14 protein-coding genes are annotated in these 16938 nt (G+C 67.0%); 5 read left to right on the forward strand and 9 right to left on the reverse strand.

From position 1 onward, the window contains the following. Positions 1–3: 3 nt before the first annotated feature. Both AC1RDS_RS02910 and AC1RDS_RS02915 read right to left on the reverse strand, forming a co-directional pair. Positions 4–675 (reverse strand): HAD family hydrolase, encoded by a 672-nt coding sequence (locus tag AC1RDS_RS02910; protein ID WP_092697159.1) that lies wholly within the window; start codon positions 673–675, stop codon positions 4–6. Positions 676–682: 7 nt separating this feature from the next. Beyond that, positions 683–1693 carry an RluA family pseudouridine synthase gene (locus AC1RDS_RS02915; protein ID WP_348683157.1) on the reverse strand — a complete coding sequence of 337 codons (1011 nt, stop codon included), beginning with the start codon at positions 1691–1693 and terminating at the stop codon, positions 683–685. 583 nt (positions 1694–2276) lie between these two features. Between AC1RDS_RS02915 and AC1RDS_RS02920 the strand changes: the two genes are divergently transcribed. The 4 genes from AC1RDS_RS02920 to queF all read left to right on the forward strand — a co-directional run bounded on the left by AC1RDS_RS02920 (position 2277) and on the right by queF (position 8080). Further along, the gene (locus AC1RDS_RS02920) at positions 2277–5315 is read left to right on the forward strand and encodes an Rne/Rng family ribonuclease (RefSeq protein ID WP_348683156.1); all 3039 of its coding nucleotides are present in this window, start codon (positions 2277–2279) and stop codon (positions 5313–5315) included. A 119-nt stretch (positions 5316–5434) separates the two neighbouring features. Next, positions 5435–6220, forward strand: a complete 786-nt coding sequence (yaaA, locus tag AC1RDS_RS02925) for a peroxide stress protein YaaA (protein WP_092697162.1) — start codon at positions 5435–5437, stop codon at positions 6218–6220. 36 nt (positions 6221–6256) lie between these two features. Then, positions 6257–7168 (forward strand): 2OG-Fe(II) oxygenase, encoded by a 912-nt coding sequence (locus tag AC1RDS_RS02930; protein ID WP_348683154.1) that lies wholly within the window; start codon positions 6257–6259, stop codon positions 7166–7168. A 66-nt stretch (positions 7169–7234) separates the two neighbouring features. Further along, positions 7235–8080, forward strand: a complete 846-nt coding sequence (gene queF / locus AC1RDS_RS02935) for an NADPH-dependent 7-cyano-7-deazaguanine reductase QueF (protein ID WP_348683152.1) — start codon at positions 7235–7237, stop codon at positions 8078–8080. A 12-nt stretch (positions 8081–8092) separates the two neighbouring features. Here the strand turns inward: queF and AC1RDS_RS02940 are convergent, their stop codons facing one another. From AC1RDS_RS02940 to AC1RDS_RS02950, 3 genes are all read right to left on the reverse strand, one after another. Then, positions 8093–8359, reverse strand: a complete 267-nt coding sequence (locus AC1RDS_RS02940; RefSeq protein WP_092697165.1) for a hypothetical protein — start codon at positions 8357–8359, stop codon at positions 8093–8095. 116 nt (positions 8360–8475) lie between these two features. Then, positions 8476–9681: a Y-family DNA polymerase gene (locus AC1RDS_RS02945; RefSeq protein ID WP_348683198.1), complete on the reverse strand. Its 1206-nt coding sequence runs from the start codon at positions 9679–9681 to the stop codon at positions 8476–8478. Between the two features lie 138 nt (positions 9682–9819). After that, positions 9820–10767 (reverse strand): DMT family transporter, encoded by a 948-nt coding sequence (locus AC1RDS_RS02950; protein ID WP_492226662.1) that lies wholly within the window; start codon positions 10765–10767, stop codon positions 9820–9822. A gap of 83 nt (positions 10768–10850) precedes the next feature. Between AC1RDS_RS02950 and AC1RDS_RS02955 the strand changes: the two genes are divergently transcribed. Continuing rightward, a complete protein-coding gene (locus tag AC1RDS_RS02955; protein WP_092697167.1) occupies positions 10851–11732 on the forward strand; it encodes a LysR family transcriptional regulator in 882 nt (293 codons plus the stop codon). 13 nt (positions 11733–11745) lie between these two features. On the opposite strand, the gene AC1RDS_RS02960 is transcribed toward AC1RDS_RS02955, so the two are convergent. From AC1RDS_RS02960 to AC1RDS_RS02975, 4 genes are read right to left on the reverse strand one after another with little or no spacing between them, the layout of a single operon-like run. Next, entirely contained in the window at positions 11746–13431 is a 1686-nt protein-coding gene (locus AC1RDS_RS02960) for a thiamine pyrophosphate-binding protein (protein WP_092697168.1), read from the reverse strand. 27 nt (positions 13432–13458) lie between these two features. Beyond that, positions 13459–14685, reverse strand: coding sequence for a pyridoxal phosphate-dependent aminotransferase (locus tag AC1RDS_RS02965; protein ID WP_092697169.1), 1227 nt, complete (start codon positions 14683–14685; stop codon positions 13459–13461). Continuing rightward, positions 14682–15599 (reverse strand): amino acid ABC transporter substrate-binding protein, encoded by a 918-nt coding sequence (locus tag AC1RDS_RS02970; RefSeq protein WP_092697170.1) that lies wholly within the window; start codon positions 15597–15599, stop codon positions 14682–14684. Before AC1RDS_RS02970 ends, AC1RDS_RS02965 begins: the two co-directional genes overlap by 4 nt. 50 nt (positions 15600–15649) lie before the next feature. Then, positions 15650–16840, reverse strand: coding sequence for an NAD(P)/FAD-dependent oxidoreductase (locus tag AC1RDS_RS02975; RefSeq protein ID WP_348683149.1), 1191 nt, complete (start codon positions 16838–16840; stop codon positions 15650–15652). Between the last annotated feature and the right edge of the window lie 98 nt (positions 16841–16938).

Raw genomic sequence — 16938 nt, forward strand, 5'->3', positions numbered from 1 at the left:
CCATCAGGCGTTGGACAGCAGCCAGTCGTGCAGCTCGCGCACCGAGTGGGCCACATGCAAGGGGTTCAGCACCTCAAAGGCTTCGGGCTCGTGGGCGCCGTAACTCACGCCCACGCTGGCGCATCCAGCCGACAGCGCCATCTGCAGGTCGTGGGTGGTGTCGCCGATCATCAGCAAACGCTCGGGCGCGACATCCAGCTCGGCCATCAGCTCCTGCAGCATCAGGGGATGGGGCTTGCCAGCGGTTTCGTCGGCGGTACGGGAACTGTCGAACACGCCCTTGAGCTGCACCGAGTGCAACGCCTCGTCCAGGCCCCGGCGGCTTTTTCCGGTGGCCACGGCCAGCAGGTGGCCCTGCGCCCGCAGGTCGGCCAGCAGCGGCAACACGCCGGCAAAAAGGTTCAGGTCGTCCTGGTGCTGCAGATAGTGGAAACGGTAGCGGTTGCCCAGCTCGGGGTATTTTTCGGGCGGAACATCGGGTGCCGCATGGGCCAGCGCCTGCGTGAGGGCCATCCCGATCACATAGGCGGCCGCCTGGTCGGTGGGCACGGCGCCGCCCACGTCGCGCACCGCCTCCTGGATGCTGCGCACGATGATGGCGGTGGAATCAAACAGGGTGCCATCCCAGTCAAAGGCGATCAGGTCAAAGCGGCGCGGGCGGATGGTAGGGCGCATGGGGCAATCAGGCGGTGGGGACGAAATCGGCAAGTTCCGGTGGCAACTCGGCATTCAGCAGCACGCGTTCGCCAGTGGTCGGGTGGGTGAACTGTAACCGCCAGGCATGAAGGAACATGCGCCGCATCCCCAGCTTCTGCAGGCGTTTGTTCAGGTCAAAGTCGCCATATTTGTCATCCCCCACGATGGGATGGCCTTGGGCTGCCAGGTGCACTCGGATCTGGTGGGTGCGACCGGTCTTGATGGTGACCTCCAGCAGGCTCATGGCGGGCAGGCCCTGCGCCGCGCGGGCGGGCAGCGTCTGCCGCACCTTGACCAGCGTGATGGAGCGCATGCCGTCGGGGTCGTCGGCCGTGGTCACACGCACCCGGCGCTCGCCGTCGGCCTGCAGGTATTTGTGCAGCGGCTGGTCGATCACCTTCTTGTTGGCCGGCCAGCCCCCCGTCACCAGCGCCAGATAGGTCTTGCCGGTTTCACGTTCGCGGAACTGGTCTTGCAGGTGAGTGAGCGCTGACCGCTTCTTGGCCACCAACAAAATGCCCGAGGTCTCACGGTCGAGCCGGTGCACCAGCTCCAGAAACCGGGCCTGCGGCCGCGCCTGGCGCAGTTGCTCGATCACGCCAAAACTCACGCCGCTGCCACCATGCACGGCCACGCCGGCGGGCTTGTCCAGGGCGATCAGGTGCTCGTCTTCGAGCAGAATGGGAAATTCGCGCGCCGGCGCGGGCCGCTCGGCCTTCTCGGCCACCTTGTCGGAAATGCGCACGGGCGGCAGGCGCACCACATCGCCCGCCTCCACACGGGTGTCGGCATTGACCCGGCCCTTGTTGATGCGCACTTCGCCACTGCGGATGATGCGATAGACATGGGTTTTGGGCACGCCTTTGAGCTGGCGCAGCAGGAAATTGTCGAGGCGCTGGCCAGCGGAGTCTTCGTCGACCTCCACCAGGCGCGCCGCAGGAGCGGGAGCGCCGGGAGTACGGTCGGATGGTGGTTTGCCCCCTATAATGTGTTTCACCTGCGCGTCAATGTGTAAGTGGTTGATTTGTCTGGAGTTTAGTCCACACAGCCCTTGCATCTGCGCAGGCAGGTCGATGCCAGCGGGCGTCGTACAGGTAGATTGCAGGCCAGATGCCTGCAGTGGCCCGTACACCGCACGGCGGGCTGACAGATTGAAACACTGATACGGAATCCCCCAAGCTGGCAGATTCGCCCCACCAGGGCACCGTCTGCCAGCGGATCGAAGCGAGCATGTGGTTGCTGATGGCATGGATATTGACTCTCTGGCGGTGGTGCTTGCCCCCGCTTTTGGGCGTCATATCGCCTCTAGCGCTCATTCTGCCTGCGCAAAAAGCTATTACTTCAATAGCAAAACTGCGCCCACTCCCACTCGCCCCCATCCACCCGCCCTTGCCGCCCCCGCTGAGCTAGCGCTCGACGGCCCTGCGGCATCCCCGGCAATTCCCTTCGTTTCAATGCGTCAGTCCAGGCATTCACAGCTCCGGTAGAGCTTGTTATTGGTTTGGAACTGCGGGTGGCAGCCCGCGCAGCCCTGCTGGCTGCGCCGCTGCCCACCGCAAAACACGCAAAGGAATCGCATCATGAAGCGGATGCTCATCAACGCCACGCAGCCCGAAGAACGGCGCCTGGCCATCGTCGACGGACAAAAGCTCCTCGACTACGAGATCGAGATCGAAGGGCGCGAACAGCGCAAGGGCAACATCTACAAGGCCGTTGTCACGCGTGTCGAGCCTTCTCTGGAAGCCTGCTTCGTCGACTACGGCGAAGACCGCCACGGCTTTTTGCCATTCAAGGAAATCTCGCGCAGCTACTTCGCCCCCGGTGTCTCGCCCAGCCAGGCGCGCATCAATGAAGTGATCAAGGAAGGCCAGGAACTGCTGGTCCAGGTCGAGAAGGAAGAGCGCGGCAACAAGGGCGCCGCCCTGACTACCTTTGTCTCGCTGGCCGGCCGCTACGTGGTGCTGATGCCCAACAACCCTCGTGGCGGTGGCGTTTCGCGCCGCATCGAGGGTGAGGACCGCGCCGAGCTCAAGGAGGCGATGGACCAGCTCGAATACCCGAACGGGATGAGCATCATCGCCCGCACCGCCGGCATCGGCCGCAGCGCGCCTGAACTGCAGTGGGACCTGAACTACCTGCTCAAGCTCTGGAACGCCATCGACGGCGCCGCCAAGGGCGGCAAGGGCGCCTTCCTGATCTACCAGGAATCGAGCCTGGTGATCCGCGCCATCCGCGACTACTTCAACAACGACATCGGTGACATCCTCATCGATACCGACGACATCTACGAACAGGCACAGCAGTTCATGGCGCACGTCATGCCCGAGCATGCCGCCCGCGTGAAGCGCTACCGCGACGACGCCGCCCTGTTCAGCCGCTTCCAGATCGAGCACCAGATCGAGTCGGCCTACGCCCGCACCGTGCAGCTGCCCTCGGGCGGCGCCATCGTGATCGACCACACCGAAGCGCTGGTCAGCGTGGATGTGAACTCGGCCCGCGCCATCAAGGGCGGCGACATCGAGGAAACCGCCACCCGCACCAACCTGGAAGCCGCCGACGAAGTGGCCCGCCAGATGCGCCTGCGCGACCTGGGCGGCCTGATCGTGATCGACTTCATCGACATGGAAGAGTCGAAGAACCGCCGCGAAGTGGAAAACCGCCTGCGCGACGCGCTGCGCCAGGACCGCGCCCGCGTGCAGTTCGGCACCATCAGCAAGTTCGGCCTGATGGAAATGAGCCGCCAGCGCCTCAAGCCAGCCCTCTCCGAAGGCTCGTCCATCCCCTGCCCCCGTTGCGGCGGCTCGGGCCACATCCGCGACACCGAATCGTCGGCGCTGCAGATCCTGCGCATCATCCAGGAAGAGTCCATGAAGGACAACACGGCCGCCGTGCATTGCCAGGTGCCGGTGGAAGTGGCTTCGTTCCTGCTGAATGAAAAGCGCACCGAGATCGCCAAAATCGAACTCAAGCAGCGCGTAGCCGTGCTGATGGTGCCCAACAAGACGCTGGAAACCCCCAACTACCGCCTGGAGCGCCTGAAGCACGACGACCCACGCCTGGACCACATCGAAGCCAGCTACAAGCTCGCCGAGGAAGTGGAAGACCCCACCGCCGTGACGCGCCGCTCGCAAGAGCCCACCAACAAGCAGACCCCGGTGATCAAGGGCGTGCTGCCCGACGCACCCGCCCCCGTGGCCGAGCCCCGCCCCGAAATCGCCGCACGCCCACCGCGCGCCGGCCAGCGCCCTGCCACGGCCGCCCCGGCACAAACCGCCCCGGTTGCTGCGAAGCCACAGGAACAGGGCTTCTTCGGTTGGCTCAAGAGCCTGTTTGGCATGGGTGACAGCCCGGCACCCGCACCGGTGGTGGCTCCCGCTCCCGCTGCTGAAGCCGGCACACGCGGCGAACCCCGCCGTGAAGGTCGCAACGGCGAAGGCCGCGGCCGCCGTGGTGGCCGCGATGGCAACCGGGACGGCCAGCGCGACGGAGCACCCCGTGACGGCAACCGCGAAGGCACCGGTGAAGGCCGTGGCCGCCGTGGTGAGCGCTCGGCCGAAGGCCGGGCACCGCGCGATGGCGAAGGCCGTCCGCCCCGTGGTGAAGGAGAAGGCCGCAATGGACGCGAAGGCCGTGAGGGCCGTGAGGGCGGCCGAGGCCGCCGCGATGCCGAGCCCCGCAACAACGCCATCGCTGCCGACACCGACAACACCGCCGCCCAGACCGCCATCCAGGCGCAGGTGACCGGTCCGAACGGCAATGGCGCCGAAGCGGCCGGCAACCCGCCCCGTGGCGAGCGCGGCCCCCGCCGTGAGCGCGGCGAAGGCCAAGGTCGCCGGGAACGTGGCGAGCGCGCCCCCCGCGCGGCCGAAGCCCCGCGGGATACCGGCGTCCCCGCCGCCGACTTTGCGGATACCGCCCCGCTGGCATCGCTGCCCGATCTGGACCTGACCGGCAACGACACCGCACCGGCCAGCGACGACCGCCGCGAGCGCCGCTCGCGCGACCGTTATGGCCGCGACCGGCGTGAGCGTGGCGAGCGCGCTCCCCGCGACACGGTGGAGCCGACGGCACCCGCACGGATGGAGTTGGATTCGCCGGCCGCAGTGGCTGCCCCGGCCGCCGAAGCCCCGCCAGAGCCCGCACGCCGCAGTTACTTTGATACTGCCCCGGCAGCCCAGGCACCGGCACAGGAGCCCGCTCCCACGCTGACGCCTGCCCCTGCCCCTGCGCCTGCCCCTGCCCCTGCCCCTGCGCCAGCAACCGCAGCGCCGGCACCCATGGCCGCCGCGCCCGCGCCGGTGGCCGCACCCGCACCGGTGGCCGCACCGGTCCCTGCTGCAGCGCCTGCCACCCAGGGCATGCCACGCGTCCAGGGCTTCACGCTGCCGCTCGATGCCCTGCAGCAGGTGGCTGCCGCATCCGGATTGCAATGGGTGAACTCGGACGCTGAAAAGATCGCCGCCGTGCAGGCAGCGATTGCAGCCGAGCCACAGCCCATCCGTGTGCCACGCGAGCGTCCGCCCGCCGTGGTGCTGGACGAAGGCCCGCTGGTGCTGGTGGAAACCCGCCGCGACCTGTCGGCCATGACGCTGCCTTTTGAGCAGCCCCCGGCTGCCTGATGCAGTCACCAAGAAGGCGGCCCAGGCCGCCTTCTTTCATTGGGGCCCCTGGTGCCTCCGTCTGCTCCGTTTCGTTGACCGCCTTCCTTTCCAAGATCCCCGGACCACCACGCCCCACCATGCTGTTCCTGCTGTCTCCCGCCAAATCGCTCGACTACGAAACGCCTCTGCCAGCGGGACTGCCACACACCCTGCCACAGTTCGTGCCGCAGTCCACGCAGCTGATCGAGGTGCTGCGCCAGAAATCGCCGCAGGACATCGCCTCGCTGATGGGCCTGAGTGACGCGCTCGCCGCCCTGAACGTGGCGCGCTACCAGGTCTGGCAACCGAAATTCACCGCCACCAACGCGCGCCAGGCGCTGCTGGCCTTCAACGGCGACGTATACGAAGGCCTGCAGGCCCGCACACTCACTGCGCCCGACCTGGACTGGGCGCAGCACCACCTGGCCATCCTCAGCGGCCTGTACGGCGTGTTGCGCCCGCTGGACTGGATGCAGCCCTACCGGCTGGAGATGGGCACGCGCCTGGCCACCGATGCGGGCAGCAACCTCTACCAGTTCTGGGGCCGCCAGATTGCCGAACACCTCAACCACCGCCTGCAATCCGACACCACGCCCGTGCTGGTCAACCTGGCCTCGCAAGAGTATTTCAAGGCCGTGGACCGCAAGGCGCTCAAGGCGCGCGTCATCGAATGCGTGTTCGAGGACTGGAAGGGCGGTGCCTACAAGATCATCAGCTTTTATGCCAAGCGCGCACGCGGTCTGATGGCGCGCCATGCCATCACGCAGCGCGTCGCCACCCCGCACCAGCTGCAGGCATTCGATCTGGAAGGCTACGCCTTCGCTCCGGCCTCGTCAGAACCCGAGCGCCTGGTGTTCCGGCGCAAGACCGCGCCCACCGCGTAAATCCGCACGAGACCACGCCCCTGTCGAAGGACCGCCATGGCATCGCGTTCTGACCAGCGCCCGCACACCACCGCTGCAAGCCCCCAGCGCAGCCGCGCCGCACGGCAGGCCATCACACCCGAGCTGCGCCGCTGGATCAGCGCTCAGGCCCAGGCCGGCCACACGGCACCCGTGATGCTGCAGTCCCTGCGCGATGCGGGCTGGAACGAGGCCTTGGCCACCGATGTTCTGCAGATCACGCTGCAGGAACACCTGGACGCCATGGCCACCCCCAAGGGCCCTCCGGCAGCGCCACGGGTGCCTGAACCCCGGCTGCATGACTCCCCTGCCGTGGTGGATTGCGGCGACCGCACCGCGCAGGTGCTGCTGACCATGGCCCAGCCGCGCATCGTGGTGTTTGGCAACCTGCTCTCGCCCGAGGAGTGCGACGCCCTGATCGCTGGCGCCACGCCGCGCATGGCCCGCTCGCTCACGGTGGCCACGCAGACGGGTGGCGAGGAAGTCAACGACGACCGCACCAGCGACGGCATGTTCTTCCAGCGTGGCGAGAGTCCGCTGATAGCGCGCATCGAAGCACGCATTGCCCGCCTGCTGCACTGGCCCGTCGGGAACGGCGAGGGCCTGCAGGTGCTGCACTACCGCCCCGGGGCCGAATACAAGCCGCATTACGACTATTTCGACCCCGGCGAGCCCGGCACCCCCACCATCGTGCGGCGCGGCGGGCAGCGCTTGGGCACGCTGGTGATGTACCTGAACACGCCCGAGAAAGGCGGCGCCACCATCTTTCCGGAAGCGCAGATCGAGGTGGCGCCGCAGCGCGGCAATGCCGTGTTCTTCAGCTACGCGCGCCCTGACCCGTCCACCCGCACGCTGCATGGCGGCGCGCCGGTGATCGCGGGCGACAAGTGGATCGCCACCAAGTGGCTGCGCGAACGGGAATTCAAGTAAGAACAGGTTGCAGCGCTTATAGATAAAGCGCTAACAGCTATTCATTAAATAGCAAAAGGATTCACCATGACCACACCGGAAAAATCCCAGCTGGGCAAGGCATCGGCGTACGCCGACCAGTACGACGCCTCGCTGCTGTTTCCCATACCGCGCGCGGGCAAACGCACCGAGATCGGCATTGCGGGCGCAGCGCCCTTCTTCGGGGCCGACCTGTGGACGGCCTTCGAGCTGTCGTGGCTGAATGCACGCGGCAAACCGCAGGTGGCACTGGCGCACATCACCGTCCCCTGCGAAACGCCCAACATCGTCGAGAGCAAGTCGTTCAAGCTCTACCTCAACAGCTTCAACAACACGCGCTTTGCCGACGCAGCCGAGGTGCAGGCGCGCATCCGCGCCGACATCAGCGAGGCCGTGTGGCGCGGCGCCGAGCACCCCGCCACCGTGGGGGTCAAGCTGTTGCTGCCCGAGCTGTTCGACCGCGAGCCCGTGCACGAACTCGATGGCCTGAGCCTGGACCGCCTGGATGTGGAATGCACGCGCTACCTGCCGGCACCCGAATTGCTGACGGCCGAGTTCAACGAGGCGCCCGTGACCGAGACGCTGACCAGCAACCTGCTCAAGAGCAATTGCCTGGTCACGGGCCAGCCCGACTGGGGCAGCGTGCAGATTGCCTACAGCGGCCCGCAGATCGACCAGGAGGGGCTGCTGCAATACATCGTGAGCTTTCGCAACCACAACGAATTCCACGAACAATGCGTGGAGCGCATCTTCATGGACATCTGGACGCGCTGCCAACCCATCAAGCTCACGGTATATGCCCGCTACACGCGCCGCGGCGGCCTGGATATCAACCCGCTGCGCACCAGCCACCCGCAGGGCCTGCCGCGCAACGTGCGCACCGCCCGCCAGTAAGGCTCTAAAGCATCATCCCGGCACATCGATCCAGTCGCACCGCAAGGTGTGGTGCAAGTGCGCACGCGTGCGCCAGGTCACATACAGGCTGGGTGCAAAAATGCCGATCACGCACACCGGCACGGTGTACGGCTCGCCCAAGGCGCAGATGGGGAACCAGCCCACCCAGCCCAGCACCCATAGTGTCAGCACCAGGTCCCAGAGGTGGTACTCCAGCGGGTGGTCTGCCTTGTGCGCAACATGCCACTGCTTGATGCGTTGCAGCTCGTTCAGGGTCACGGTGATCTCCCGAGAAACGGGAAAATCACTGTAAGTTTTCAGTAAGAATTCGTCAAGAAATACCGACCACCTCCCGGCGCAGGCGTGGCCGTTCCCAGCGGTGGAGCCCAGCTGGATCAAAACAGCGGCGCGGTGTGCGGATCTGCCTTGCGCGCGGGGCGGCTGCTGGCGGAAACGGGCTCGCTGCCTGCCAGCGGGTGCTCGGACAGGCGCACCAGCGCCCCCACCCGCACGCCCAGCAGCCGCAGACGCTGGTCCAGCGGCACGCGCTTGAGGCACAGCCCGGCCACGCGGCGGATGGTGGCTGCGTCGTGCGTGGGTTCCGCAATGGTCTGATCGCGCGTGGCCATCCTGAAGTCGTCATAGCGCAGCTTGATGCCAATGGTTTTGCCCACGTAGCCCTTGCGCTGCAGGTCCTCGGCCACGCGCTGGCACAGGTCGGAGAAGATGCGCGAGAGCTCGGCCTTGTCGCGCACGGCGTGCAGGTCGCGCTCGAACGTGGTCTCGCGGCTCATGCTCACGGGCTCGCTCTCGGTCACCACGGGGCTGTCGTCCTGGCCCCAGGCCACACGGTGCATCCAGGCGCCGGTCGATTTGCCGAAATGGCCCATCAGCCATTGCGCATCCTGTGCCGCCAGCTGGCCGATGGTCTCGATACCCAGCCGCGCCAGCTTCTCGCCCGCCTTGGGGCCGATGCCATTGATCTTGCGCACATGCAGTGGCCAGATGCGGGCTTGCAGGTCCTCTGCGTAAACGATGGAGATCCCGTTGGGCTTGTTGAACTCGCTGGCCATCTTGGCCAGCAGGCGGTTGGGTGCCACGCCGATCGAGCAGGTCAGGCCCGTGGCGTCAAAAATGCTTTTCTGGATGAGGCGGGCCAGCACACGCCCGCCCTCGCGCTGGCCACCGGGCACATCGGTGAAGTCGATATAGACCTCGTCCACGCCCCGGTCCTGCATCACCGGCGCGATCTCGGTGATGGTCCGCTTGAACAGGCGCGAGTATTTGCGCACCTCGTCAAAGTCCACCGGCAGCACGATGGCCTGCGGGCACAGCCGTGCGGCCTTCATCATGCCCATGGCCGAGCCCACGCCAAACTGGCGCGCGGCATAGGTGGCAGTGGTGATCACACCCCGGCCCACGTAATCCTTGAGCAAGGGGAAATCGGCCACGGGAATAAAGCGCGGCTCACGCGGCTCCGTGCCATCCGGGCTTTGCAGCAGCCAATCATCCACCTTGCGCCGCCCGCCGCCAATCACCACCGGCAGGCCCTTGAGCTGCGGGTAGCGCAGCAACTCGACGGATGCAAAGAACGCATCCATGTCCAGGTGGGCGATGCGGCGCAGCTTGCCGCCTGAGGCAGGCTGTGCGGGCGGAAGGTCGGCAGGTAAATCGGTCTCGACGGCGGTCACACCCGGTATTGTGCGCGGCGGCCTGCCATCCAGGGCCTTGCGGCCATCCTACCGCCGGCCACGCGCCACACGCTCCCCCACCCCGATGAAGCCCAGCATCAGCAACACCCCCACCAGTTGCAAGGCACCCAGGGCTTGCTGAAAGTAGGCCCAATCGACCACGATGGCGACCACGGGGTAGGCAAACTGCAGCACCGCCACCCGGGCCGTTGGCATCCGGGCCATGCCTGCATACATCAGGGTGTAGGCGAGCCCGGTGTGGATCAGCCCCAGTCCGGCCAGCCATGCCCATGAGGCGCCCCAGGCGGGCCAGCCTTGCTCTGCGGGTGCGACCCACAGCACCACCGAGCCCAGCGCGCATTGCCACCAGGCCAGGGTGCCCACGGGCAAGGCCTGAAGGCGTTTGGCCACCACCGTCACCACAGCGGTACACAGCGCACCCACCAGGCACAGGGCTACCCCCTGCCAGTAGCCAGGCGCCTGCCCACCACCCGGCGCGGCCAGCCCCTCGGCCACACCTGTTGCCAGCACCAGGCCCGCCATGGCACCCAGCACCGACAGCACACGCTGGCGTGGCATGGTCTCCTTCAGCCACCACACCCCCAGCAGCAGCACCCACAACGGCTGCACATGGAACAGCACCACCGCCACCCCGGTAGGCACCTGCTGGATGGCCGTGAAAAACAGCCACCAGCTCGTCAGCATGAGCCCGCCGAGCAGCAGCACCCAGGGCAACGCAGCCCAGCCCACCCAGAGCCCGCGCCACAGTCCACGCAAGGGCCTGCGCCAGACCAGCCACAGCGTGAGCCCCAGCAGGCCCAAGGCGCACCGGAACCAGGTCAGGGTCGCCGGATCTGCCTGGGCCTCATGCACGAACACGCCAATGCTGCCCAGCAGGGCATTGCCCAGGACAAAGGGCAAACCCCCCTGGTACGCGGGAGTGGCACGGACAACGGCTGCGGGTGCGCCAGAAGCGCAAGAAGAGGGCTTTTGCATGCCCGCAGTGTGGCCGCCAGCAGTCACCACGAAAAGCGCATAATTTATGCAAACATCATTCGATAATCGAATTCATTCAAACCATGGGCTACCGCGACCTGCAACTCGATTGGCTCCAATGCCTGGTGGCCGTGGTGGATGCGGGCTCGCTCTCGGGCGCCACGCTGGAGGTGCACCGCTCCCAGTCCGCCGTGAGCATGCAGCTGAAAAAACTCGAAGACGCCGTGGGCCACCGCTTGCTGGAGCGCGACGCACGCAAGCAGCACCTGACACCCGAGGGTGAAACCCTGCTGGGCTACGCGCGCCGCATCCTGGCGCTGCATGCCGAAGCCCATGACGCACTGAGCGGTGATGCGCTCACAGGCCGCGTGCGGCTGGGTGTGCCCGATGACTACGCCGCCCGCTACCTCACGCCCGTACTCAAGCGCTTTGCGCCCCGGCACAGCGGGGTGGAGATCGAGCTCGATTGCGAGCAGTCCACCGCACTCATCCCGCGCGTGGCCAGCGGCGACCTGGACCTGGCCCTCATCTCGCGCGACCACGCGCGCCGTGGCACGCTGCTGTTCCACGAGCCCATGGTGTGGGTGGGCTCGGCGCAGTTCGAGTTATGGCGGCGCGACCCGCTGCCCATTGCGGTGTACGAGTCGGCCAGCCTGGCGCGGCGCGGCGCCATCCACGCGCTGGCACAGCAGGGGCGCCGCTACAAGGTGGTCTATCACAGCTCCAGCCTGGCCGGGCAGATTGCGGCCGTCGAAAGCGGCCTGGCCGTGGCCGCCCTCACCCACTGCAGCGTGCCGCCGCAGCTGCAGGTGCTGGGCACCGAGCATGGTCTGGGCCCTCTGGCGCCCATGGAGGTGGCCGTGTACCGCAGCCGCGCATCGCGCGGTGCGAAGGCGGTGGACAGCCTGCAGAGCCTGCTGGTGCAGACCCTGAGGCAATCGGGTAGCGCCCGCACCGCGCCGTAAAAGCCCGAGACCCTTAGTTCTTCGCTAGCGCTGCGCTGCGCAGGCCCTGCAGCGTGCCCGTGGGCGTGATCGCCTCGGGGTCGATCAGGCAGTGCAGCACGCTGGGCAGGCCGCTGGCGCGGGCGCGGGCCAGGGCAGGGGCGAATTCTGCCGTCCGCTCCACGCGCTCGCCGTGGCCGCCAAAGGCCTGGGCGTAGGCCTTGAAGTCGGGGTTCTGGAGCTGCGTGGCGCTGATGCGGCCGGGGTACTCGCGCTCCTGGTGCATGCGGATGGTGCCGTACATGGCGTTGTCGAGCAGCACCACGATGAGGGGCAGACCATATTGCACGGCGGTCGCAAACTCTTGCCCGTGCATCAGAAAGTCGCCATCGCCCGCGAACACCACCACCTCGCGCTGGGGCCACAGGCGCTTGGCGCCCACGCCCGCGGGCAGGCCATAGCCCATCGACCCGCTGGTGGGCGCGAGCTGGCTCGCGTAGGTGGTAAACGGCCAGAAGCGGTGCACCCAGGTGGCAAAGTTGCCAGCGCCGTTGCAGAAGATGGTGTCGGCGGGCAGCACTTCCTTGAGGTGCTGCATCACCTGGCCCATCTGGAGGTTGCCGGGGATGCGGATGGGCGCCGTATCGCTCCAGGCCAGGTATTCGGCATGGGCGGCCTCTGTGTGGGCCTTCCAAGGCACGGCGGCCGTGGGGCGCACCGTATTGAGCGCCGCAGCAAACGCCTGGGGCGTGGCGTGGATGGCCTGCGTGGGGCGGTAGAGCTTGCCCAGTTCATGGGCATCGGCATGCACATGCACCAGGGGCTGCGCGGGCCTGGGGATGTTGAACAGCTCGTAGCCCTGCGATGGCACCTCCGACAAGCGGCCGCCCACCACCAGCACCAGGTCGGACGCCTTGATGCGCGCCAGCAGCTTGGGGTTGACGCCCAGGCCCAGATCGCCGCCATAGCAGGCATGTGTGGCCGGGAACAGCATCTGGCGACGGAACGAGCAGTACACAGGAATGGACCACGCTTCGGCAAACGCGGTGAACTCGCGCACCGCCTGCTCAGACCAGCGGCTGCCGCCCAGGATCGCCACGGGGCTTTGGGCGGCTTGCAGGCGCTGCGCCAACTCGGCCATCTGCGCAGCGCCAGGGTGGGTCTCCGTCACCTGGTAGGGCAGCGCATCGGCCACGGTGGCGGCCTCGGTCAGCATGTCTTCGGGCAGCGCCACCACCACCGGGCCGGGGCGGCCCGAGGTGGCCACATGGAAGGCGCGCGAGACCAGCTCGGGCACACGCGCCGGATCGTCGATCTGCACCACCCACTTGGCCATGGTGCCGAAGACCGCGCTGTAATCGAGCTCCTGAAACGCCTCGCGCCCCATCGCGCCGCGCGCCACCTGGCCCACGAACAGGATCATGGGGGTCGAGTCCTGGTGCGCGATGTGAATGCCCGCCGAAGCATTGGTGGCACCCGGACCGCGCGTCACAAAGCAGATACCGGGCTGGCCGGTCAGCTTGCCCTGGGCCTCAGCCATCATGGCCGCACCGCCCTCCTGGCGGCAGACGGTGACGGCGATGTGGGCATCGTGGAGCGCATCGAGCACGGCCAGGTAGCTTTCGCCGGGCACGCAGAACAGCTGCTGCACGCCGTGGAGGAGGAGCTGATCGACCAGGATCTGGCCGCCGGTGCGGGAAGTGAGGAACGTTGAGTTCATGGCTACGGTAACGGATCAAAAAGTAATTCAGAACAGTGCCTGGCAGGCGCGCTGGATGCGCGCGCAGGCCTCTTGCAAATCGGCGGTAGGGGCGGCGTACGAGATGCGGAAGTATGGCGCGAGCCCCAGCACCCCGCCGGGCACCACGGCGACATGGTGTTCGCGCAGCAGGTAAGCACAAAAGTCGGCATCGGTGCGCAGCAGCATGCCGCCCGGTGTGGTGCGGCCCAGCACGCCTTCGCAGCTGGCAAAGGTGTAGAACGCGCCCTCGGGCACACGGCAGCGCAGGCCGGGTGAGGCGTTGAGCGCGGCCAAGACCAGGTCGCGCCGGTCCTGGAACGCTTGGCAGCGCTCGCGCACCACGTCTTGCGGCCCGGTCAGCGCCGCCACGGCCGCCGCCTGGCTGATGGACGAGGGGCAGGATGTGGCCTGGCTCTGCACCACGGCCATGGCCGCGATCAGCGCCTTGGGGCCTGCGCCATAGCCGATACGCCAACCCGTCATGGCGTAAGCCTTGGAGACGCCATTCACCGTCAGCGTGCGGTCGCGCAGCGAGGGCAGCACGGCGGCGGGCGTGGCAAACGCACGGCCGTCGTACAGGATGTGTTCGTAGATGTCGTCCGCCAGCAGCCACACCTGCGGGTGGCTCTCCACCACCTCCAGCACCGGGCGCAGCTGCTCGGCGCTGTAGGCCGCGCCGCTGGGGTTGGACGGCGAGTTGATGAACACCCAGCGCGTGCGCGGCGTGATGGCAGCCTCCAGCTGCTCGGGCGTGATGCGAAAGCCGTTGGCCTCGGTGCAGGGCACCACCACCGGCACACCGCCTGCAATCAACACCATGTCGGCGTACGAAGTCCAATATGGCGCGGGCAGGATCACCTCGTCGCCGGGGTTCACCGAGGCCATCAGCGCGTTGTAGAGGATCTGCTTGGCGCCCGCGCCGGCGGTGATTTCGTTCAGCGCAAAGTCCAGGCCGTTGTCGTGCTTGAACTTGTGCTGAATGGCGGCTTTCAGTTCAACCGTGCCATCCAGCACCGTGTAGTGCGTCTCCCCCCGCACCATGGCCTGCTGGGCGGCTTCCAGGATGTGGACAGGTGTATCGAAGTCAGGCTCGCCCAAGCCCAGCACGATGACGGGCTGGCCCTGGCGCTTGAGCTGGTGGGCCTCTTGCGTCAGGCGCACGATTGCGGAGACGCCGATGGCACCCACGCGGTCGGCCGTGCGAAAGGCTGTGGCGGGGAGGGGAGCGTTCATTGCTGGTAGGTCTCGAGGGGCTTGTCGTTGGGCGCGGCAAACAGCTGGCGCAGCGTGGTGCCCAGCGGCAGGTTGAGGCTCATGTTCTTGGGCGGAATGGGGGTCACGAACCACTTGGCGTAGATCTTTTCCATCTCGCCGGTTTGCATGAGCTTGGTGAGCACACCGTCCACCGCCGCCTTGAAGGTGGGGTCGTCCTTGCGGAACAGCAGCGCAATCGGCTCGGCGCCCAGCGGCTCTCCCACGATGCGGTAGGCCGAAGGGTCCTTGGAGTTGGCGATCATCCCGGCCAGCAGGTTGTCGTCGAGCACAAACGCATCGGCACGGCCGGTCTCCAGCAGCAAGAAGCTCTCGTGGTGATCCTTGCCCAGCACGGTCTTGATGGGGGCGCCCAGCGTGCGCTCTTGCCTGCGCAGCAGCTGCACGGCGGTCGTACCCGTGGAGGCCGCAATGGTGCGATTGCCCAATTGGCTGACGGATTGGAGGTCCGAATCCTTGCGCACGGCCATGCGCACTTCACTCACGTAAGTGGTCACGGCAAAGGCCACCTGCTGCTGGCGCGCGGTGTTGTTGGTGGTGGGGCCGCAGCCGATGTCCAGCGTGCCGTTCTGCACCAGCGGCAGCGTGTTCTGTGCCGTCACGGCCATGTATTCGAGCTTGGCCTGGGGCACGATTTCCTTGAGCACCCGCTCGCACAGCTCGACGTGGTAGCCCACGTATTTTTCGTTCGCGCCCAACGCATAGGCCATGGGCGGCGAGGTCTCGCGCACGCCCAGCACCACCTTGCCCGACGCCTTGATCTTGTCGAGCGTGCTGGTCGCCGGGGCCTGGGCATGTGCCGGGGCCCATGCCATGCATGCGAGTGCCAGCCCTGCGGTCAGCGCAGTGAGCGTTGCCTTGCGGAAAGATGCCATGTCGTTGTCTCCTTGTGTGTGGTGGATGGCAGGTTGAGAAAGAGCGAAACTCAGATCACGTTCTTTTCGAGCAGCGGCTGTTGGCGCGCAAGGCGCTCGATGGACAGCGGCGACAAATCCAGGCTGTGGTAGCGGCCGGTCAGCATCCACTCGGCCAGGCCGCGCCCCACGGCCGGGCTCTGCTGCAGGCCATGACCCGAGAAGCCGTTGGCGAACACCAGGTTGTCGCAGGCGGTGTGCAGGCCCAACAGCGCGTTGTGGTCGAAGGTGTTCATCTCGTAGTAGCCTGCCCAGGCGCCCTGCATGCGCAGCGCCTCAAAGCCGGGGATGCGCCCTGCCAGCGTAGGCCAGATGTGTTCCTCGAACGCGGCGTACTCGGGCTCCAGCGGGGCAAAGTCGGCATCGTTGTCTGCGTCGGGCGCAAAGCCGCAGATGAAGCCCTTGCCCTCGGGCCGCAGCCAGATGCCGCTGGTGTCGATCAGCAGCGGGCAACCCGGCAGCGCTGCCGGGCTGGCGAGGTTGAACACCGTGCGGCGCTTGCCCACCACGGGCAGGTCAATGCCCGCCCAGCCCGCAATGGCAGCCGCCCACGGGCCGCCCGCGTTCACGACATAGCGGCAGGGCAGCACGGTGCCGCTGTGCAGGCGCACGGCGTTCACATGCTGCACGCCATCGCTGGCGGCCAGGTCGAGGCCCACCGCCTCGTCGGCCACGTAGCGCACACCCTGGCGCTGCGCCTTCTTGCGCAATGCCGTGAGCAGCAGGTAGCCGTCAAACCAGCCCTCGCCCGACAGGCCCAGCGAGCCCAGCGCTACATCCTGCAGCGCCAGCCACGGAAAATGCTCGGCCAGCTGCTGCGGGCTCAGCAGCGCCACATCGGCGCCATGCCGCTTCTGCAGCGCATGGTTCTCGCGCAGCGTGGCCGCGCCCGCCTGGGTGGCCAGGTACAGGTAGCCGCCTTCGTGCAGGCCGATGTCGGGCGCGTCGCCATGGCAGGCCAACAGCTGGCCCACGTTGCGCAGGAAGCCGATACCAAACGCCGAGATCTGGATGTTGATGTCGGTGGAGAACTGCTGGCGGATGGAACTGGCCGACAGCGCCGACGAGGCGCGCGCATAGGTCGGGTCGCGCTCGACCACCACAACGTCGCAGCCCGGTTGCTGCAACGTGAGGAAGTACGCAATGGCGCTGCCGATGGCGCCGCCGCCGATGATGACGATAGATGAGGAATCAGTGGTCATGAATACCATTCATACACTGCATGGAAGTGAGCCTAGCGGGCTTCATCACTGGCGCTGTGCAAGTCAGCAGCCGCCACGCAAGGGCCGCCCCGCCGCGC

It is taken from the genome of Acidovorax sp. GW823-FHT02H02, from assembly GCF_058797075.1.